Origin of the sequence: Brachybacterium equifaecis (assembly GCF_023509525.1) — a bacterium.
GTDB lineage: Bacteria > Actinomycetota > Actinomycetes > Actinomycetales > Dermabacteraceae > Brachybacterium > Brachybacterium equifaecis.
The window spans coordinates 1-19,795 of the sequence record NZ_JAKNCJ010000014.1 but is presented as its reverse complement, the minus strand read 5'-3'; the positions used below and the strand labels follow the sequence as shown (position 1 = coordinate 19,795).

The following is a 19,795-nucleotide window of genomic DNA, read 5'->3' as shown; positions in this document are numbered from 1 at the left end:
TCGACGAGAGAAGGACAGCGTGACTACGAACGACGCCCCCCGTCCCATCGGAATCAATCTCCCGTCCCACGCGGAGGATCCCGATCCTGAGGAGACCAGGGAGTGGCTCGACTCGGTCGACGAGCTCATCTCGCATCGCGGCGAGGAGCGGGCCACCGAGGTCCTGCAGCACGTCATCCAGCACGCGCGCGTGGCCGATCTCCACCTGCCCGACTCCCTGATGACCGACTACGTCAACACCATCGACGTCGAGGATCAGCCGGAGTACCCGGGCGACCTCCGCCTCGAGAAGGAGGTGCGCAACGCGATCCGCTGGAACGCGGCGATGGTCGTGCACCGCGCGCAGCGCCCCGGCGTCGGCGTCGGCGGGCACCTCTCGTCCTACGCCTCGATCTCCAACATGTACGAGGTCGGCTACAACCACTTCTTCCGCGGCCGCGATCACGAGGGCGGCGGCGACCACGTCTTCTTCCAGGGCCACGCCTCCCCCGGCATCTACGCCCGCGCCTTCATGCTGGGGCGCCTCAGCCAGGAGCAGCTCGACGGCTTCCGCCAGGAGGTCTCCAGCCCCGACGGCATCCCCTCCTACCCGCACCCGCGCGCGATGCCGAGCTTCTGGGAGTTCCCGACCGTGTCGATGGGCATCGGCCCGGTCAACGCGATCGAGCAGGCCTCCTTCGACCGCTACCTCCACAACCGCGGTCTCAAGGACACCTCCCAGCAGCGCACCTGGGCATTCCTCGGCGACGGCGAGATGGACGAGGTCGAGTCCCGCGGCGCACTGCACATCGCCGCCAAGGAGCACCTGGACAACCTCACCTTCGTCGTCAACTGCAACCTCCAGCGCCTGGACGGGCCCGTCCGCGGCAACGGCAAGATCATGCAGGAGCTCGAGGCGCAGTTCCGCGGCGCGGGCTGGAACGTCATCAAGGTGGTCTGGGGCTCGGGCTGGGATCCGCTGTTCGAGGCCGACAAGGACAGCGCGCTCGTGGACCTCATGAACGCGACCCCCGACGGCGACTTCCAGACCTACCGCACCGAGGACGGCGCGTTCATCCGCGACAACTTCTTCGGCCGCGACCCCCGCACCAAGGCCCTCGTGGAGGGCATGAGCGACGACGACATCTGGTGGAAGCTCAACCGCGGCGGCCACGACACCAAGAAGATCTACGCCGCCTTCAAGGCGGCCACGGAGACCAAGGGCAAGCCTTCGGTCATCCTCGTGCAGACCATCAAGGGCTACCGCCTCGGCAAGACCTTCGCCGGCCGCAACGCCACCCACCAGATGAAGAAGTTCACCGAGGCCGACCTCAAGTCCCTGCGCGACACTCTCAACATCCCGCTGACCGACGAGCAGCTGCTGGAGAACGGGCTCTACAACGCTCCGTTCTACGTGCCGGCCGAGGACTCCGAGGCGATGCAGTACATGCGCTCGCGCCGGGACAGCCTGGGCGGCGTCGTCCCCCAGCGCCCGACGGAGGAGGTCACCCTCGAGCTCCCCGGCGACAAGGCCTACGAGGTCGTCAAGCGCGGCTCGGGCAAGCAGGAGATCGCCACCACCATGGCGCTCGTGCGGCTGCTCAAGGACCTCATGCGCGACAAGGAGATCGGGCCCCGCTGGGTGCCGATCATCCCCGATGAGGCCCGCACCTTCGGCATGGATGCCATGTTCCCGACGGCGAAGATCTACAACCCCGACGGCCAGAACTACATCTCGGTCGACCGCGACCTGCTGCTGGCGTACAAGGAGTCCCCGCAGGGCCAGATCAAGCACATGGGCATCAACGAGCTCTCCTCGACCTCGGCCTTCACCGCGGCGGGAACGTCCTACGCCACCCACGGCCTGCCGATGATCCCGTTCTACATCTTCTACTCGATGTTCGGGTTCCAGCGCTCGGGCGACTTCTTCTGGGCCGCCGGCGACCAGATGGCCAAGGGCTTCGTGATCGGCGCGACCGCCGGCAAGACGACGCTCGCCGGCGAGGGCCTGCAGCACATGGACGGCCACTCCCCGATCCTCGCCTACACGAACCCCGGAACGGTCATCTACGACCCCGCCTACGGCTACGAGCTCGGGCACATCGTCCGCGACGGCCTGCAGCGCATGTACGGCAGCGATGAGACCCGCCTGCAGGAGGTCTTCTACTACATCACGGTCTACAACGAGCCGTACGTGCAGCCTGCGGAGCCCGAGGGCCTGGATGTCGAGGGCTTGCTGAGGGGCATGTACGTGCTCGAGGAGGCTCCTCAGGGCGAGGGCCCCGAGGTGCAGCTGCTCGCCTCGGGCGTCGGCGTGCCGTGGGCCCGCCATGCGCGAGCGATCCTCGAGGAGGACTGGGGCGTGCGGGCGACCGTGTGGTCGGTGACCTCGTGGACCGAGATGCGCAAGGAGGCCCTCGAGGCCGACGCCCACGCATTCCTCCACCCGGAGGAGGACGTGCGCCGCCCCTGGATCTCCCAGCGCCTGGACGGTGTCGAGGGCCCGTTCGTCGCGACCAGCGACTACGACTACCTCGTGCCGGACATGATCCGCGAGTGGATCCCCGGGCGCTACGGCGTGCTGGGGGCCGACGGCTGGGGCTTCTCGGACACCCGCCCCGCGGCGCGCCGCTTCCTCAAGATCGACGCGCACTCGATGGTCGTCAAGGCCCTCCAGATGCTCGTGCAGGAGGGCAAGGTCGATCCCTCGACGGTCGCCCAGGCCATCGAGAAGTACGACCTCCTCAACGTCAACGCCGGCGAGTCCGGCTCCTTCGGCGGCGAGTCCTGAGCACTCCGCCGTCCCCGGAGGCCCCCGCGCTCGCGGGGGCCCAGGGTGCGCAGTCGATGCGGACGGTCCTGCACGGGATCGTCCGCATCGACCGCACCTCGCTGGATTCCCCGGCCCAGCAGATCCACACCTCCATCGCCCGCGCCATCCAGGACGGCCGACTCGCACCCGGCACGCGCCTGCCCACGGTCCGCGCGCTCGCTGCGGAGGCCGGGGTCGCCGTCAACACCGTCGCGAAGGCCTTCCGGCGGCTCGGCGAGGCCCAGCTGGTGATCACCCGCGGCCGCGCAGGAACGGTGGTCGCTCCGCTGGACACCGTCGGCTCCCGCCTCGAATCCGCTGCCCGCGCCTATGCCGAACTGGCCGCGGAGCACGGCTTCGGGGCAGAGGCTTCGGCGCAGATGGTCCTCGATGCGTTCGCGGATCTCCGCGCCGACTCCGCGGCGGCTCCTGCCCGCTGACCCCCCGAGTGCGCCAGGTCCCTGATCAGGCGCACCCGGAACCGCTGTCCCACCGTACCCACACCCCTGGAGGATCCTCGTGCTCGCCATCGTCTGCCCCGGTCAGGGGGCGCAGAAGCCCGGTTTCCTGAACGACTGGCTCGACCTGCCCGGCGTCCGCGCCTCGCTCGCCGCCATGAGCGAGCACGCGGGCATCGACCTGGTCGAGCACGGCACCGTCTCGGACGCCGACACCATCCGCGACACCGCGATCGCGCAGCCGCTCCTGGTCGCCGCGGGCATCCTCGCCGCCCAGCAGCTCGGGGCCGACGATCACGCGCTGCACCCGGCGCGCTCCGCGGACGTGCTCGCGGGGCACAGCGTGGGCGAGGTGACCGCGGCGGCTCTGGCGGGCGTCCTCGGCGAAGAGGACGCGCTGCGCCTGGTGGCGGTTCGCTCGCAGGCCATGGCGCGCGCCGCAGCCGCAGAGCCCACCGGCATGGCGGCCGTGGTCGGCGGGGACCGCGACGAGGTGATGGCGGCGATCGCCCGGCATGACCTCACGCCGGCGAACATCAACTCCGCGGGCCAGGTCGTCGCCGCCGGGGCCGCCGAGTCGCTCGCAGCGCTGCGCGAGGATGCCCCGGCCAAGGCGCGCGTGATCCCGCTGCAGGTCGCAGGCGCCTTCCACACGCCGTTCATGGCCCCCGCCCGCGAGGAGCTCGCTGCGTTCGCCCCCGAGCTGACCGCCGCCGATCCCGCTCCCGCGCTCCGTCTGCTCAGCAACGCCGGCGGGCAGCTCGTCGAGACCGGCGATCGATTCGTCGAGCTGATCGTCCAGCAGGTCGCCTCCCCCGTCGACTGGGAGGCCTGCATGCGCGAGTTCGCCGAGGCGGGCGTCACCGGGATCCTCGAGCTGGCACCGGCAGGCACCCTCGTCGGCCTCGCGAAGCGCGAGCTGAAGGGCGTGGCCCTGCAGTCCCTGAACACCCCCGAGGACCTCGAGGCGGCGCGAGCATTCGTCCGCGAGCACTCCGCGCGACTCACCGACACCCCCAGCGCTCTCACCGAGGAGAACTGACCATGGCCATCACCCTGCGCCCCCGCGCGACCGTCCCCGGATCCCAGGTCCTCGCCTACGGCGCGGCCCGCGGCGACCTCGACGTGCCGAACGACGATCTGGTCGGCCCGATCGACTCCTCCGACGAGTGGATCCGCCAGCGCACCGGCATCGTCTCGCGCACCCGTGCGAGCGCTGAGCTCGGCGTCGCGGATCTCGCCGAGAAGGCCGCGCGAGAGGCCATCGAGACCTCGGGCATCTCCCCTGACGAGATCGACGTCGTCATCGTCTCCACGATCTCCTTCCCGTACGCGACGCCGTCGCTCGCGACGCTGCTCGCCGGGAAGCTCGGCTGCCCGACTGCCGTCGCATACGACATCTCCGCGGCCTGCGCCGGGTTCTGCTACGGCATCGGCCAGGCCGACGCCCTCATCCGCTCCGGCAGCGCCCGCAACGTCCTCGTGGTCGGCGCGGAGAAGCTCTCCGACTACGTCGACCCGGCGGACCGCACGATCTCGTTCCTCCTCGGCGACGGCGCGGGCGCGGCCGTGGTCGCGGCCTCCGACGTCCCCAAGATCGGCCCGACGATCTGGGGCGGCGACGGCGACAGCTGGAGCACCATCCGGATGACCGGCTCGATCACGGACTTCCGCGACGGATCCGCCGCCTGGCCCACGATGGAGCAGGACGGCCGTACCGTCTTCCGCTGGGCGGTGTGGCACACCGCCGAGATCATCCGCCAGCTCCTGGACGAGTCGGGACTGACCGTCGAGGACATCGACGTGTTCGTCCCCCACCAGGCGAACATGCGCATTGTCGACGAGCTCGCCAAGCAGCTGAAGCTCCCGGAGTCCGTCACGATCGCCCGCGACATCGAGACCACCGGCAACACCTCCGCCGCCTCGATCCCTCTGGCGACCCATCGCCTCATCCAGGAGGGGACCGCGAAGAGCGGCGACGTCGTCGTGCAGATCGGCTTCGGCGCCGGGCTCGTCTACGCGGGACAGGTCCTCATCCTGCCCTGATCGCCCACGCACCGGCGGCGGCCCGCCGCCGGTGCGTCGGAGCGGCGCGCCCTGCGCGCCGGACGCCCCGGACCGCTCGGTCCGGGTAGGCTCTCCCTGCCAGCACCAGTCGTAATGAAGGAGAACACCATGGCTCACACCGAAGACGAGATCCTCGCCGGACTCGCTGAGATCGTCAACGAGGAGACGGGCGTGGAGGTCGCTGACGTCCAGGCCGACAAGTCCTTCACGGACGACCTCGACATCGACTCGATCTCGATGATGACCATCGTCGTGAACGCCGAGGAGAAGTTCGAGGTGCGCATCCCCGACGAGGAGGTCAAGAACCTCGTGACCGTCGGCGACGCCGTGAAGTACATCGCGGGCGCACAGGCCTGATCGCCTCGGACGCCCGGAGCCTGCACAGCGCTCCGGGCGTCCTGCCGTTCCCCTCCCCTGCGGCCTGGTGGGATGCCTGTCCCGACCGCTGCCCGTCCGATGCCACGGAGGCCTCGACATGTCTGCATCCAGCTCTCGCGTAGCCGTCACCGGCCTCGGGACCGTCAATCCGCTCGGCGGCGATGTCGCCACCACGTGGCAGGCCGCTCTCGCGGGCACCTCAACGGCCCGCACCCTCGACAACGACTGGGCCGAGCGCTACGGCCTGCCCGTGAACTTCGCCTGCCAGGTGCCGATCGATCCGCTGGAGCACCTCAGCCGCCCCGAGGCCAAGAAGCTCGACCCCTCCGGGCATCTCTCCATGATCGCTGCGCGCGAGGCCTGGGCCGACGCAGGCGCACCGGAGGTCGACACCGCCCGCATGGCCGTCGTCGTCGGCACCGGCATCGGCGGCGTCTGGACGATCCTGGACCAGTGGGACCTCGTGAAGGAGAAGGGCGCGCGCCGCGTGAACCCCTTCACCGTCCCGATGCTCATGGCGAACTCCTCCAGCGCCCACATCGAGATCGATCTCGGCGCCCGCGGCGGCGCCCACACCCCCGTCTCGGCCTGCGCCTCCGGCGCCGAGGCTGTGGCCTACGGGCTCGACATGATCCGCTCGGGCCGGATGGACGTCGTCGTCGTCGGCGGCACCGAGTCCTGCGTGCACCCGCTGCCGATCGCGGCGTTCGCGAACATCCGCGCGCTGTCCAAGCGCAATGACGATCCTGAGCACGCCTCGCGGCCCTACGACCGCGATCGCGACGGCTTCGTGCTGGGCGAGGGCGCAGCGATCCTCGTCCTCGAGTCCGAGGAGCATGCGAAGGCGCGCGGCGCGCGCATCTACTCGTACGTCGCCGGCCGCGGCATGGCCTCGGACGCCCACCACATCTCCGCGCCCTCGATCGACGGCCAGTCCCGTGCGATCCGCGAGGCGGTCACCGACGCGGGCCTGTCCCCGGAGGACATCCTCCACGTCAACGCGCACGGCACCTCGACTCCGCTGGGCGACATCGGCGAGCTGAACGCCGTCTCCCTCGCGCTCGAGGGAAAGACCGACCAGCTCGTGGTGACGTCCACGAAGTCGATGACGGGCCACCTCCTCGGCGGGGCCGGCGCGCTCGAGTCCGTGTTCAGCGTGCTCGCGGCGCATCATCGCATCGTGCCGCCGACGATCAACATCGAGAACCTCGATCCCGAGGTGAGCATGAGCATCGCCAACGGCGCTCCCGTCGAGCTCCCACAGGGCGACCTCGCGGTGCTCAACAACGCGTTCGGCTTCGGCGGCCACGACATCGCCGTCGTGTTCACCAGCGCCTGACACGCCCCGCAGAGACCGCAGCGGCCCGCACCGATCCCGGTACGGGCCGCTTCTGCGTGCGGGCGGTGCGGGGGTCAGCTCACGCGGTGCAGCCAGCGCATCGGGACGCCCTCGCCCGCGTGGCGGTAGATCTCGAGATCCTCGTCCCACGGCTCTCCGAGGGCGATGCCGATCTCGCGGCGCATCGCCAGCGGATCCAGCCCTGCGCGCTCCATGCACCCGCGCAGGTGATCCTCGGTCAGGACGATGTTCCCCGCGGTGTCGGTGGCTGCGTGGTGCACGCCGAGATCGGGGGTGCAGCTCCACCGGGCGCCGTCGGCATGGACAGTGGACTCCTGGGTCACCTCGAAGCGCACGTCCCCCATGGAGCGCAGGACGCTGACCAGACGGGCTCCTGTCTCCTCGCCGCCCCGCCAGGGCAGCTCGGCGCGCAGCAGGCCCCGGCCCGCGGGCTGGGTCTCCCAGCGCAGGCGCACGGGCATGCCGAGGACTCCGTGCGCGGCCCATTCGATGTGAGGTGCGAGGGCGCGCGGCGCGGAGTGGATGAACAGGACACCCTGAGTCATGGCTAGCCTTCCGTGGACCGATGCGTCTTCCCCAACGAATCGGTGCAGCGTGGAAGCCTCTCCAGCTGATGGTGCCGCCCCAGGTTAGAGCCTCTGGCGGATCTCGCGCAATGCGCGCTTGCGCACGGGGCGCTCGAGGCCGTCGATGTACAGCGCGCCGTCGAGATGGCCGACCTCGTGCTGGATGAGGCGCGCCACCAGGCCCTCGCCCTCGAGCACGAGCTCCTCGCCCTCGACGTCGATTCCCTCGCAGCGCGCGAAGCGCGCCCGCGTGCGCGGGAACCACAGCCCCGGCACGGAGAGGCACCCCTCGTCCTCCCCCTCGATCAGGTCGTCGGAGAGCTCGGTGATGACGGGGTTCAGGATGCAGCCGAGACGGTCCTCGGGAGCGCGATCGTCCAGGCTCCACGAGAAGGCGCGCAGGCTCACCCCGATCTGGTTGGCCGCGACTCCCGCGCGCCCCTCCATGTCGACCGTGTCGATGAGGTTGGCCGCGAGGGCCCGTACGCCCTCGGTGATCTCGCGGATCGGATCGCAGACGGTGCGCAGCACCGGATCCCCGATCACGCGGATCTCGCGCGCGCTCATGCGGAGCGGTCCGCGCTGCCGTCGGCGTCCAGGAGGGTGTGGTGCACAGGGGTGCCGGGGACGACGGTGCGCTCGACCGTGCAGCCGGCCTCGATGGAGCGGTCGATGACGGTGCGCAGGCGCTCGAGCTCGGTCGCGCTGAGAGCGGAGGTGTCCAGCTGGATCTCCTCGCGGACCTCGAGGTAGCGGTTCTCGGTCTCGTCGGACGTCCCGTGGGCGAACAGGCGCATCGGGAAGTCCTCCCCGAGGCGGCGCGCGATCGGGATGTCGGCGGTCATGCCGGCGCAGCCGATCAGCGCGAGCTTCAGCAGCTCACCGGGGTTGATCTCGCCCTCGCCGTGGCCGATGCGGATCTCGACGCCGCGCTGGTTCCTGCCGACGAGCGAGCGCTCGGCCACGCGGTCCGCCCAGACGCTCCCGGGGCCGAAGCCCTCGGGGAGCGGGAACGCATCGTCGGGCACGACGGGGGTGGCGGGGTTCGACATGGCGGCCTCCAGCAGCGGGGTTCGGCGGATCGATGCAGGCTCGCGTGCGGGCGAGCTCGCCTGCACCGGGATGCAGAACAGCCCCGGAAGTGTTCCGGGGCTGTTCTCTCGAGCCTGTGGCTCCCGCGACTGGACTTGAACCAGTAACCGTTCGATTAACAGTCGAATGCTCTGCCGATTGAGCTACGCGGGATCGACGTGCATGACTCTAGCAGGGCTCCGGGGCCCTTCGCACGTCGAGATCGTGCCTGGTGGGAGTGATGTGCCGGACACCACGCCCGCGGGCACCGTGATACTTTGAGCGGCGCCGTCAGCACCGCTCGCTCCCCAGAGAGCGTGCGCCGACGGCCCCGAGGGCCAGTAGCTCAGCCGGTCAGAGCAGCGGACTCATAATCCGTCGGTCGAGGGTTCAAGCCCCTCCTGGCCCACCAAACCGTTCTCACCAGCGAAAACGATGCCCTCTCGGGTGGTACGCAATCGGCGCGCGCGATCATCGCACCTATAGAGCATGTTTCGCGTACGAAGCCGCAGCACGGCTCAGAGCCTCGATGCCCCGCTCAGGGATCCCGTGGGTGCTGTAGTGGCGCTTGCGGACCTCCTCGGTCTGCCCCAGGATGCTCTCCACATCCATCCGGGGCAGACCCGCGGACTCCAGTCGCCGAGCGACCGCGCGCCGCATCGAGTGGATCGTCATCTCCGGATGGCCTGCAGCATCGAAAGCGCGCCGGACCGACTTCTTGTAGACGTCCACGTCCGGCATCCCATGCGGAACCCGTGCGGCCGCGAACACGAAGCGCGCGCCGTCCTCATCGACCGGTCCGGCCGCCCTCCACTTCTCGTGCAGCTCCCGGCGCCGGCGCAGCACCGCAGCAGCGGCCTCCGTCAGCGGGACCTCGCGCCGGGACAGCCGGGACTTCACCCGGTCCGTCCACACCAGCCCCTCGCCGCGAACCCGCACGACCTGACCGCGGATCCTGATCAGCGGCGTCGACGCATCCAGATCCACGTCCTCCCACCGCACGCTCACCAGCTCCGTGATCCGCGCACCCGTCTGCTCCGCCAGGGCGATCAGGTCCCGCGCCCCAGAGCGCACGGCCGCGTCATCAGCGTCCAGCTTCTCCAGCATCTTCGCGAGCTCCGCATCGGAGTGCGCGCGGTCCCGGCCGGCGTCGACGATCTCCCGGCGCTCGCGCCCACGATCCGAGGACTCCTTCGGCGACGGGTCGCGCGGGATCGCCAGCCCTATGAGGGGACTCGGCGGCGGGGTGCCGGCCACGTCGCCGTCGGCGATCCTCCACGCTCCGCCGAGGACCGCGACCATGTGGGCTCGGGTGCCGCGGGGCATCAGACGCAGCGCATCCATGAGGGTGTTGCGCGTGACGTCGTCGACGCTCATCCCTGCGAGCTCGGTGCCGCGGAGGTAGCCGTCCACGGCCCGGTGGTAGGCCTCCATGGTGCGCAGCGCGTACGTCCGCGGCAGGCGACCCTGATCCATCGCCACGAGATAGGCATCCACGTACTCGAGGACGTGACCTCGCCTGCCCCGGAGGCGCTGCGCCGCATCGTCCGCGGCCTTCGCCTCGGCCACCCTCATCGCCACCTGCGTCGCGCACGCAGCCCGAGTCTTCCCCCTGGCGTACAGCCGGCGGGACGTGCCGTCCTGCCCGCGGAAGCGCACCCACGCCCGGCGCTCGAGCCCGCGCACGATCGGCACGCCCGTCTCCCGCGCACGATCCTCCGAAACCCAGCGTCCGTCGATCTGGATCTCATGGTTCACGTGCCCGTGCGTGCCCCGCGGGATCGCAGCTCTCGGCATCGGCGAACGTCCCCTCTCGATCCCAGGCACCGGCGGTCTGTCGTGCTTCTGCGGCTACGGACGACTGTGGCCTGCCGCGCTTGCCGGCCCGAAGATGATCCGGGCACCGGCCCCGCCCATCATGCACCATCCGCGCGCCGAGGGGGCGGGGTTCTCGCGATGCGTGCCTCTGGGGGTCGGCCGTCCGGCAGACGGACTGAACCCGCCCGCTCCGGTACATCCCCTGTCATGAACACGAGTCCCGCCACCGTCGCCCTGTCTCCGTCCGCCCTCGCCGAGCTCAAGCAGAAGGTTCGAGCGCGCATCACGGTCCTCACCGCCGACACGTTCGCGCCCATCGGTGAGGGCTGCTCGATGCACCTCCTCACCTCTACCGCCGTCTCCGCTCCCGATGGCGACAGCCCGGTCTGGATGTTCCTGAACCGCCAGATCCGGGACGTGGAGCACTACGAGGACGGCATGCGCGAGTACGCCGCTTCCCTCGGGGCAATCGCGGAGTCCGCCCCCCCGCACACGCACCTGTCAGCGAGCGTCCTGCTCGACAGCCTGGACGAGCTCGACCGCCTCCACGAGCACCTCGAGGCCCTGGACCCGGGGCGCGCGATCCGCACTGCGGACGCGGAGTCGTTCCGGGCGTTCCGCGAGCGGGCGGCCGGCGGCAGCGACGACGGTCTGGCACGCGCAGAGGCGGGACATACATGGGCATGACGAACAACGACCAGGCCCAGAGCCTCGCGGCGAGCATCGCTCCCGCCGACCTTCCCGAGGGCGCCTTCACCGAGCTCACCCGGACCCCGCTCATGCGGGCATCCCTGCACACGACGGAGGACGGCGAGTGTCTGGTGCGCGCCCGGTTCACCGTAGGTACAGGCGCAGAGGCCCCAGGGTTCAGCCGGGGGAGGAAGCGCCCAAATGGGATTGCAGTGCCCTGACGAAGCCTGATCTTCGTAGAGGCAGGGCGTGGACCGGCATGCGCGGACTGGAGCCAACCCTCGCGGTACATAGCAGCACGAGTGATCGAGCAATGAGAGGAGACGAGGCGACGTGAAGGTCCGCTACCAGTACCGTCTGCGTCCCGGGAGGACCGCCGAAACGCGCCTGATCCGGGAGTCGGGCATGTGCCGGTACGTCTGGAACGAGCTCGTTGCCTACTCCCAAGCTCTTCACGAAGCGCGCGAGAGCATCGCTCTTGCGGGAGCGGCGCCGGTGACCTTCGGGCCCGCGCAGGCCGACCGCTTCCTCACCCACCTGCGCGCCACCACGGTGAACACCGACGGTGTGCGCTGGCTGCGCGAGGGATCCTCGGTCGCCCAGCAACAGACCGTCCGCGACTTCTCCACCTCCCGCGCCCGGGCGATCGCCGACATCACATCCCGCAAGGCGCCGGGGAAGCGCGCGGGCATGCCGAAGTTCCGCAAGCGCGACGCCTGGCTACCGACGATGAACTACACCCGCCGCGGCTTCACCTTGCGCGCGGACGCCGATAGCGGGCCCCTGCGGCTGATCCTGCCCGGGAAGATCTCGATCCCCGTCGTCTGGTCCCGAGAGCTCCCCTCCGACCCCTCCAGCGTCCGCGTCTCCCAGGACTCCCTCGGCCACTGGTACGCCTCCTTCGTCGTGGACACGCCCGACGAGCACGTGCCCGACTCGGATCGGATCATCGGCATCGACTGGGGCGTGACCGAGGTCGCGACCACGGTCTCCATCGACCCCGGCAGCGGTGAGGTCGACGAGGGCACTGTCTACGATCTCCCGCACGCTGGATACCGTGCAGCGGCCCAGGACGAGCTCACCCAGGCCCAACGGAAGATGGCCCGCCGCCGACCCGCGAGGGGGCATGCCGCCTCGAAGGGCTACAAGCGCGCAAAGAAGGTTGCTGCTCGGGCGCACAAGAAGGTCGCTCGCCAGCGGCAGGATGACGGACGCAAGTGGGCGCGGAAGATCGTGCGCGACCACGGGCGGTTGGCGGTGGAGGACTTCAAGCCGAAGTTCCTCTCCCGCACCACGATGGCGAAGAAGTCCGCCGACGGCGCCATCGCCGCCATGAAGCGCGAGCTGATCTGGCAGGCACACAAGGCAGGGCGAGATCTCCGACTGGTCAAGCCTGCCTACACGACGATGGACTGCTCGGGATGCGGTGCAAGAGCCACGCACAAGCTCCCGCTGGACCAGAGGACCTACACCTGCACCGCGTGCGGGTACTGCCGTCCTCGAGACAAGAACAGCGCGACCGTCATGGTCGCCAGGGCTGGTTTCCGCCCTGCTGGTGCTGATCGCGACCTCGGATCCTCAACGGGACTCCAGGCAGCGTGAACCAGGAATCCCCCGGGTTCAGCCGGGGGAGGATTCAAGCACACCCCGGAGCGCGGCAACCCCCGAACCCCCGGCGGCCGAGGAGAAGGAGTGGGAGCAGGCCTGCCGGCAGAAGTGGCGGGCGCTCGCGCTGCTGGTGAAGGCGCTCCTCGAGGCGGTCGAGTCGGGCATCGTCGCCTTCGAGGAGGCCTTCCTGCCGTACACGGTCGTCCCCGGCACCGGGCGCACGGTCGCCGAGCAGATCGGCGGCGAGCTCACCGGCGCGATCGAGTCGGGCGGCACGCCGCGGCTCATGATCACCAGCGGACCGGGCTCGGACTGAGACCGGCGGACGCGGGACATCACAAGGCATGAGCAAGCATCCCTTCGCCGTCGGCAAGCCCGTCACCCTCGTCGAGGGACGACCCGACAGCCTTGTCGCCCGCCCCGGGGTCGTCTCCAAGGTCGGCCGCAAGTACCTCTACGCGGCTCCCCTGGCGACGATCGAGAGCCACTACTGGCATGAGAATCCGGCCGAGACGAACCCGACCGCCTGGCCCTTCCTTCAGTTCTCGCTCCATGATCGGAGCCTGGTGGGCAGCTCCCCGGGGTACACCACCGAGGTCTGGGATCCCGAGGAGTGGGAGGCCGAGTCGGCCAGCCAGGCGCAGGCGCGCAACATCACCGGCAGGCCCTGACCTGCCCCCTTCCTCGCCGTCATCTCCCGGAGGAGCCCCATGACCGCACACCCCAGCCTCATCGCCATGGCACAGAGTCTGAACCCGCCGAGCGCGCCCATGCTCCAGCGCGCGCAGGAACTGCTCGATGCGCTCGCGAAGGCCGGACGACCGGCGCCTCGCATCACACTCGCGCCCCAGGGGTGGATCGAGTTCACCTGGCAGCTCGGCGAGACCGTCGTGCTCGTCCAGCTGAATCATCACTTCCAGTTCGCCGTCAGCCTCAGCGAGGGTGGCGTAGGGATGGGGATCGGTGAGAGCGCGTCCGTCATCGGCGTGATGTACCACCTCGCGAGCGATCGCGTCGCCACTGCCCTGCATGAGCTGCGCCTCGCCCTCGAGACTGCCGAGCGCGAGACGCTCCTGCGCAGCCGCCCATGGACCCGCGAAGACGTGGAGCGCGAACAGTTCGCTCTGCGCTACGGCCGCCCCGGCGCCCGCGTCCAGAACCCCGATGGGGACGTCTGGATCTTCGAGCAGGACGAGCAGCTCAGCGACTGGGAGCTCGCGGAGCTCCTCAACACCGGCCAGGCGCAGATCATGCGAGGCACGCCCGTCACCGTAGAGGGAACCGCCGAGCGAACTTCGAGCCCGCTCGGATGACCACTGCTCCCGTCGCATCCACCGAGTCCTCGATGCTCGCGCTCCTGCATCGGCGCCTCGCCAAGGACAACGCCGCCGGCCTGCCGCGCTGGGTCTACGCCGAGCACGTGCGCGCGCTCTCGAGCACACGAGAGGCCGATGCGATCGCTCTGGACGAACACGCAGCGCCATGGTCCGAGCGCAAGGACGACCCGGATCACGGCTACCACGATCGCGACGTGCACGGCTTCGAGGTGAAGGTGTCCCGCGCCGACTGGCTGCGTGAGCTCGCCACGCACCATCCCGAGTTCGCCTCGCGCTGGAAGTCCCACGCCTGGGGCCGCTACTGCACACACTGGTGGCTCGTCGTGCCCGATCCGCGCATCGTCGCGCCGGGCGAGCTGCCGGCGGGATGGGGCCTGCTCGCCGGCACGGCGAGGCTCCGGGCAGTGGTGCCCGCGGCTCCCCGGCCGGCCGAGCCCATGGCGGCGGACCTGCTGCACATGGTCGCGCGCACCGCGATCAAGACCGACCGCGCCTACCGTGGCGGAGCGGCAGGCGCTCCGATCTGAGCCTGGGACTCGCGCAGAACGGGAGCGGACTGAGACCGGCGGGCGCGGTACATCCCGAGGCATGAGCAACGAGAAATACACCGTCGGCCAGCAGGTTCTCATCGTGTCCAAGAACTTCGGCGACGCCGATGTCCGCTCCGGAATCGTCTCCAAGGTCGGCCGCAGGTACGTGCACGCCGCCTCCATCGACCAGCTCGAGCGCCTTCGCGGCACCGCCGACATCTACGGCATGAAGCCCGATGCCTTCCCCTTCGTCATGTTCGACATCGCGACGAACCGGACACCCGGAGGTTTCGGCGACGACGCCATGCAGATCTGGACCCCCGAGGGATGGGAGGCCGAGAAGGTCCGTCTCGAGGGAATGAAGCGCCTCAAGGCCGCGGTCGACGCTGCGCCGGGCTGGGGCAGCGCGGGCTGGCTGAACTATCTCAGTTCCGAGACCTGCGAGCGGATCATCGCCGACCTCGAGGCCGTCACCCCGAAGCGATGACTGGCTCCCCTGCTCCCCGCTACCTCTCGCCCCTGCGCTACCCCGGCGGCAAGGCTCGCATGGCGCCGTGGCTGGCCGAGGCGTTCTGGGGCAGCCAGGGGCTGCTCGGTCTGCCGGTCGAGGTCTGGCTGGAGCCCTTCGGAGGCGGGGCCGGGGCCGCGCTCGCGGCGCTCGAGTCCCATGGGTTGCCGGAGGCGTGGATCGTGGAGGCGAACCCTGCGCTCGCGGCGTTCTGGCTGGAGATTACCGGGGACGACGCGGAGCGCTTCGCCCGCCGGGTCGAGGAGACCGTGCCGGGACTGCCGGCGTTCTGGGCGGCCCGGGAGCGGGTGGTGGATGCGCTCGTGGCCGGCGCCGACGGGCATGACTTGTTCGAGCTCGGCTGGGCGGCGTTCGTCCTGAACCGCTGCTCGCGCTCGGGAATGGTCATCGGCAACGTTGGGCCGATCGGCGGGAAGGCACAGTCCGGCAGGGACATCGTTTCCTCCCGCTGGAACGGCTCCGCGCTCGCGCAGCGCATCCGCCGCATCCGCGAGCACGGCAGCCGATTCAAGGTGTTCGCCGGCGACGGGATCTCCTACCTCGAGGACCTGCCGGACTCCGGCTTCGGCGAGGAGGTCTTCGTCTTCGCGGATCCGCCGTACATCGGCGTCGGCGATCGTCTGTACGCCCACGGGCTCGACCGGGCCGGCCATGAGCGTCTCGCCGCGGCGATCCACGGCCTGCCGTGCGCCTGGGCGCTCACCTACGACGTCCATCCGGACGTTCTGAGTCTGTACCCGGAGGCGGAGGTGTGGGAGTTCGCGGCGCCGCAGACCACCGGCCGCTCCCGCGTCGGCTCCGAGTACCTGGTCCTGCCGCTGGGCATGACCCGCGAAGCCGGGAACCCGCTCGGCAAGGGCTTGATGACGCTCGTCCAGGACGGCGGATCAGGAGAGCGGGCGCACGCCGCCTGATCGAGATTCTCGCCCGGCACTCGACGTCGACCGGGCGGTCCGCGTGTCGGGCCGGAGGTCGTGCCGGCCGAGCAGCCAGTGCACCCAGGTGGGCGAGCGCCCGAGCTGGACGCTGAGGCGCTGCATCGGGACGCCCGCTGCGACGATGCGCCGACACTCCTCGGCGAGATCGCGGCCTTCCGAGCTGCCGGTGACGCGGTGACCTTCGCGCTGCCCCAGAGGGCATGCCTCATACAGGGCGGTGAGAAGCGCGAGCTCGGCGCCGGTCGCATCCCGTGCATCGCTGAGCAGCGGGTAGCGCGTGGAGGAGAGACCCTGCGTGCGCTCGAGGGCGGTACGCACCGCCGTCTGCGAGACCTCCAGCTCCCGGGCGATCTCGGGGATCGTGGCGCTGGCTTCTCGCAGGCGGATCACCTCGGCGGGATCTGCGGCCGGCCGCGCACCCCACTTCCGGAATGCAATCCCGGTCGTGCGCGCGAGACGGCGCACGTGCTCAGCGCTCAGGCTGTAGTCGCCGGCGATCTGCGCCCACGTCTCGCCCGCGGCGTAGCGGGATGCCGCGTCGGCCGCGATGCGGGAGCGGGCCTCAGGGGTAAGCGGGCGGGGCATGGGGCCACGGTAGCTGCGCTACGCCGGGCTGTGTGCGAGACGGGCTTGCCGGCCCTCGAGGTCAGGCGGCGGCGAGCTCCTTGATCCGGTCCGGATTGAAGCCCGACCAGTGCGCGAGGACCTCGCCGGCCATGTCGCGGACCACCACGACGGGCGCCTGCACGTAGCCGAGCGCCTGGACCAGGTCCATGCTCACCTCGTCCTGCGTGAGGTCGATGGTGTCGTGCTCGATGGCGAGCTTGCCCATCTTCCGCTTCGTCGCGACGCACTGCACGCACGCGGGCTTCGAGTAGACGGTGACCTGGGCGGTCTGCTGGGCGGTGGCGGATGCGGCGGTGATCGTCATGGCGGGGATCCTCCTGCGTTCGGTAGGCGAAGACCCCTGAACCGGGGTCGTGCAGGCCTATGTGCCGCAGTCGATGACCTCGTATGGAGCTCGCCCGAAGTACGCGGGATCGCACACAGAACAGAGCGATCCCTCACGGCGAGCAGAGATCGAAACCCCCACGTCACTGGAGGGCCGAAGAAGTGCGCATGGTCCCGAGAGGAGGCAGTCGCGGGCACTCTTCCGAGCTCGACCTGTACGCCCGCAATCGACTTCACGAAGGATCTCCAGTGAGCAACTCCCCCGCTTGCACGCGAGCTCGCCTCGCGCGACTCACCTACTCGACCCTTGCAGCGTCGATCCTCGCCGGCGCCGCGCTCGGCGGCGGCACGGGCGCAGCGATGGCGGCCCCGCAGGTCGATGGTGTCTCGTCGGCTGCAGCCGACAACACCGTCCCGACCAAGGCGCCGCTGCCCACCACCATCACGAACGACTCGGACAAGAACGTTCCGATGTACGTCTCGATCATCGGAACCCTGGGGACTGAGCCGCAGCAGAAGGTGACCGAGGGCTACTTCGACCGGGACGGAACCTTCCACGCCTGGACGCAGGGCGTCGGCAAGACCCCCGTCGACGCGACTCCCTCGAACTTCGTCGTCCCGCCCGGCGAGTCGGTCGACTTCGTCATGCCGTACGGGTTCTCGGGTCGTGTGTACTACAGCTTCGGCGAGCCTCTCGACTTCAAGATCGTCGACCGCGACGGCCTGCCCACCGGCACTGTCCAGCCCGTGCCGTGGAACGTCGGCGATGCCGCAACTTCCGGCCACGACTTCGACTGGGTGGAGGCTTCGTACTTCCCCGAGCTCTTCATGAACTCGACACAGGTCGACTCGCTGCAGTCCCCCGCGGTCGTCTCGGCCATCGGTCCTGACGGCAAGGTCCAGAACGGCGGCATGAACCCCCAGGGCTTCGAGAAGGTCTCCGCCTACCTGGACACCATCCCCGGCTTCGAGGGATCCACCATCTACGCGGGCACGAGCGATGCGCGCGTCGTGAACCCGTCGCACCTGGTGAACACCACTCCGGAGCGCCAGACGTACCTCGATCCCTACATCGACAACGTCTGGACGAAGTACCAGAACGAGACCCTGACCATCCGTCCGATCGTGGAGGCCCCCGAGCTCTCCTACACCGGCCAGGTCAACGCCAGCGGCGACTTCGTCTTCACCAAGCACCAGCCCGGCAACGCCGGCGACGGTGCGACGTACACGGTCAAGAAGCCTTCGACCTCCGATGTCTGGGGCTGCGATGGGGCGCTCAACGCTGCTCCGCAGCCCACGGGGAACATCGAGACCATGTACGACCAGGGCACGATCGTCCGCTCGCTGTGCGCCGACTTCAACCGCGGCGTGCTCGGCACCTCGGCCGTCTCCCCTGTCGCTGACGATGCTCTGTACTACCAGGCGAACGACATCAACGAGGGTCGCTTCAACTACTACTCGAAGGCCATCCACGACAACATGCTCGAGGGCAAGAGCTACGGCTTCGCCTTCGACGACGTGGCCGGACACGAATCGCTCATCCAGTCGATGAACCCCACGCACGCCTGGATCTTCGTGCTGAACCGCGTCGAGGGCAACGACGGCACGGGCGCAACGCCCGGCGACACCACGACCCCCGTCACCACCGACGCCGACGACAACACCCCGGTCTACCCGGGCCTGTCGGTGAAGGCCGGCGAGACCGCCACCTCGGCGAGCCCGAAGAACGCCGATGGCTCCGACCTGCCCGCGGGCACGGTCTACGCTCCCGGCGAGGGCATCCCCGGCTGGGCGACCGTGAACGAGGACGGCTCCGTGACGGCTGCCCCGGGCGCTGACGTGCCCGCCGGCGTCGTCCAGGTCCCCGTCCTGGTCACCTACCCCGACGGCACCTCCGAGACCGTGAACGTCCCCGTGACGATCGCTCCGGCCGACGTGGCCGTGCCGCCCACCGCTGACGGCATCGAGCCCGTCTACCAGGCGGGCAACGTCCGCCAGGGCGAGACCGCGACCATCGCCACCCCGCTGGACGAGCAGGGCACCGCTCTGCCCTCGGGCACGAGCTACACCGCCGGCGCCGAGACCCCCGCGTGGGCCACGGTCAACGCGGACGGGTCGATCGGTCTGGCTCCGGCCGTCGATGTCGCAGTCGGCGACTACACCGTGCCCGTGACGGTCACCTACGCCGATGGCTCCACCGACACGGTCCGCGTGCCCGTGACCGTCGCCGAGGCCGAGGTCATCGTCGAGCCCACTGCTCCCACGGCTGACGGAGTGCAGCCGGTCTACCAGGCCGGCAACGTGAAGCAGGGCGGGATCGCGACCATCGCCACCCCGCTGAACGAGCAGGGCAACGCTCTCCCGTCGGGCACCGCCTACACCGCCGGCACCGGCGCCCCCGCGTGGGCCACGGTCAACACCGACGGCTCCATCTCGCTGGCGCCCGGGACGGACCTCGAGGTCGGCTCCTACACCGTCCCCGTGGTCGTGACCTACGCCGACGGCTCGGTGGACAACGTCACTGCCCAGGTCTCCGTGACCGCGGCCGACGTGGTCGTGGAGCCCACCGCTCCCACCGCCGACGGAGTGCAGCCGGTCTACCAGGCCGGCAACGTGAAGCAGGGCGGGATCGCGACCATCGCCACCCCGCTGAACGAGCAGGGCAACGCTCTCCCGTCGGGCACCGCCTACACCGCCGGCACC

The 19,795-nt window shown here is 70.0% G+C and carries 22 protein-coding genes and 2 tRNA genes; 17 read left to right on the top strand and 7 right to left on the bottom strand.

The window, feature by feature from the left end:
- Positions 1 to 19 precede the first annotated feature (19 nt).
- The 6 genes from aceE (at position 20) to Bequi_RS13930 (ending at position 7,033) form a co-directional block, all read left to right on the top strand.
- Positions 20 to 2,770 carry a pyruvate dehydrogenase (acetyl-transferring), homodimeric type gene (aceE, locus tag Bequi_RS13955; RefSeq protein WP_249738547.1) on the top strand — a complete coding sequence of 917 codons (2,751 nt, stop codon included), beginning with the start codon at positions 20 to 22 and terminating at the stop codon, positions 2,768 to 2,770.
- Between the two features lie 56 nt (positions 2,771 to 2,826).
- Positions 2,827 to 3,231, top strand: coding sequence for a GntR family transcriptional regulator (locus Bequi_RS13950; protein WP_249738546.1), 405 nt, complete (start codon positions 2,827 to 2,829; stop codon positions 3,229 to 3,231).
- Positions 3,232 to 3,310: 79 nt separating this feature from the next.
- Positions 3,311 to 4,291 (top strand): ACP S-malonyltransferase, encoded by a 981-nt coding sequence (locus Bequi_RS13945; protein ID WP_249738545.1) that lies wholly within the window; start codon positions 3,311 to 3,313, stop codon positions 4,289 to 4,291.
- 2 nt (positions 4,292 to 4,293) lie between these two features.
- Complete coding sequence (locus Bequi_RS13940; RefSeq protein WP_249738544.1) at positions 4,294 to 5,295, top strand: beta-ketoacyl-ACP synthase III; 1,002 nt, start codon at positions 4,294 to 4,296, stop codon at positions 5,293 to 5,295.
- 129 nt (positions 5,296 to 5,424) lie between these two features.
- Entirely contained in the window at positions 5,425 to 5,673 is a 249-nt protein-coding gene (locus Bequi_RS13935) for an acyl carrier protein (protein ID WP_249738543.1), read from the top strand.
- Between the two features lie 118 nt (positions 5,674 to 5,791).
- On the top strand, positions 5,792 to 7,033 hold the full coding sequence (locus Bequi_RS13930; protein ID WP_249738542.1) for a beta-ketoacyl-[acyl-carrier-protein] synthase family protein: 1,242 nt from the start codon (positions 5,792 to 5,794) through the stop codon (positions 7,031 to 7,033).
- A gap of 74 nt (positions 7,034 to 7,107) precedes the next feature.
- Here the strand turns inward: Bequi_RS13930 and Bequi_RS13925 are convergent, their stop codons facing one another.
- The 4 genes from Bequi_RS13925 to Bequi_RS13910 form a co-directional block, all read right to left on the bottom strand.
- Positions 7,108 to 7,599 carry a DUF3145 domain-containing protein gene (locus Bequi_RS13925; RefSeq protein WP_249738541.1) on the bottom strand — a complete coding sequence of 164 codons (492 nt, stop codon included), beginning with the start codon at positions 7,597 to 7,599 and terminating at the stop codon, positions 7,108 to 7,110.
- A gap of 84 nt (positions 7,600 to 7,683) precedes the next feature.
- Positions 7,684 to 8,187 (bottom strand): peptide deformylase, encoded by a 504-nt coding sequence (locus Bequi_RS13920; protein WP_249738540.1) that lies wholly within the window; start codon positions 8,185 to 8,187, stop codon positions 7,684 to 7,686.
- Complete coding sequence (locus tag Bequi_RS13915) at positions 8,184 to 8,672, bottom strand: OsmC family protein (protein ID WP_249738539.1); 489 nt, start codon at positions 8,670 to 8,672, stop codon at positions 8,184 to 8,186. Before Bequi_RS13915 ends, Bequi_RS13920 begins: the two co-directional genes overlap by 4 nt.
- 117 nt (positions 8,673 to 8,789) lie before the next feature.
- Positions 8,790 to 8,865 (bottom strand) — tRNA-Asn (locus Bequi_RS13910).
- A gap of 161 nt (positions 8,866 to 9,026) precedes the next feature.
- Here Bequi_RS13910 and Bequi_RS13905 point away from each other — a divergent pair.
- A tRNA-Ile gene (locus Bequi_RS13905) sits at positions 9,027 to 9,103 on the top strand.
- 68 nt (positions 9,104 to 9,171) lie between these two features.
- Here the strand turns inward: Bequi_RS13905 and Bequi_RS14415 are convergent.
- The gene (locus Bequi_RS14415) at positions 9,172 to 10,449 is read right to left on the bottom strand and encodes a tyrosine-type recombinase/integrase (protein ID WP_249738538.1); all 1,278 of its coding nucleotides are present in this window, start codon (positions 10,447 to 10,449) and stop codon (positions 9,172 to 9,174) included.
- 267 nt (positions 10,450 to 10,716) lie between these two features.
- Between Bequi_RS14415 and Bequi_RS13895 the strand changes: the two genes are divergently transcribed.
- From Bequi_RS13895 to Bequi_RS13855, 9 genes are all read left to right on the top strand, one after another.
- Positions 10,717 to 11,196, top strand: a complete 480-nt coding sequence (locus tag Bequi_RS13895) for a hypothetical protein (protein WP_249738537.1) — start codon at positions 10,717 to 10,719, stop codon at positions 11,194 to 11,196.
- Entirely contained in the window at positions 11,193 to 11,420 is a 228-nt protein-coding gene (locus Bequi_RS13890; protein WP_249738536.1) for a hypothetical protein, read from the top strand. Before Bequi_RS13895 ends, Bequi_RS13890 begins: the two co-directional genes overlap by 4 nt.
- 112 nt (positions 11,421 to 11,532) lie before the next feature.
- Positions 11,533 to 12,801: an RNA-guided endonuclease InsQ/TnpB family protein gene (locus tag Bequi_RS13885; RefSeq protein ID WP_249738535.1), complete on the top strand. Its 1,269-nt coding sequence runs from the start codon at positions 11,533 to 11,535 to the stop codon at positions 12,799 to 12,801.
- A gap of 136 nt (positions 12,802 to 12,937) precedes the next feature.
- On the top strand, positions 12,938 to 13,123 hold the full coding sequence (locus tag Bequi_RS13880; protein WP_249738534.1) for a hypothetical protein: 186 nt from the start codon (positions 12,938 to 12,940) through the stop codon (positions 13,121 to 13,123).
- 28 nt (positions 13,124 to 13,151) lie between these two features.
- On the top strand, positions 13,152 to 13,478 hold the full coding sequence (locus Bequi_RS13875) for a beta barrel domain-containing protein (RefSeq protein WP_249738533.1): 327 nt from the start codon (positions 13,152 to 13,154) through the stop codon (positions 13,476 to 13,478).
- Positions 13,479 to 13,517: 39 nt separating this feature from the next.
- Positions 13,518 to 14,120, top strand: coding sequence for a hypothetical protein (locus Bequi_RS13870; RefSeq protein WP_249738532.1), 603 nt, complete (start codon positions 13,518 to 13,520; stop codon positions 14,118 to 14,120).
- Positions 14,117 to 14,671, top strand: a complete 555-nt coding sequence (locus Bequi_RS13865; protein ID WP_249738531.1) for a hypothetical protein — start codon at positions 14,117 to 14,119, stop codon at positions 14,669 to 14,671. The genes Bequi_RS13870 and Bequi_RS13865 overlap by 4 nt, the downstream gene beginning before the upstream one ends.
- Before the next feature lie 61 nt (positions 14,672 to 14,732).
- Positions 14,733 to 15,161 (top strand): beta barrel domain-containing protein, encoded by a 429-nt coding sequence (locus Bequi_RS13860; protein ID WP_249738530.1) that lies wholly within the window; start codon positions 14,733 to 14,735, stop codon positions 15,159 to 15,161.
- Positions 15,158 to 16,117, top strand: a complete 960-nt coding sequence (locus Bequi_RS13855; RefSeq protein WP_249738529.1) for a DNA adenine methylase — start codon at positions 15,158 to 15,160, stop codon at positions 16,115 to 16,117. The genes Bequi_RS13860 and Bequi_RS13855 overlap by 4 nt, the downstream gene beginning before the upstream one ends.
- Here Bequi_RS13855 and Bequi_RS13850 read toward each other — a convergent pair.
- Together Bequi_RS13850 and Bequi_RS13845 are read right to left on the bottom strand one after the other, a co-directional pair.
- Positions 16,091 to 16,726 (bottom strand): hypothetical protein, encoded by a 636-nt coding sequence (locus Bequi_RS13850; protein WP_249738528.1) that lies wholly within the window; start codon positions 16,724 to 16,726, stop codon positions 16,091 to 16,093. The two genes, Bequi_RS13855 and Bequi_RS13850, sit on opposite strands and share 27 nt — an antisense overlap.
- A gap of 61 nt (positions 16,727 to 16,787) precedes the next feature.
- A complete protein-coding gene (locus Bequi_RS13845; protein WP_249738527.1) occupies positions 16,788 to 17,072 on the bottom strand; it encodes a glutaredoxin family protein in 285 nt (94 codons plus the stop codon).
- A gap of 269 nt (positions 17,073 to 17,341) precedes the next feature.
- Between Bequi_RS13845 and Bequi_RS13840 the strand changes: the two genes are divergently transcribed.
- Positions 17,342 to 19,795, top strand: a 2,454-nt coding sequence (locus Bequi_RS13840) for a Rib/alpha-like domain-containing protein (RefSeq protein ID WP_249738526.1), incomplete at its 3' end; no start/stop codon positions are given.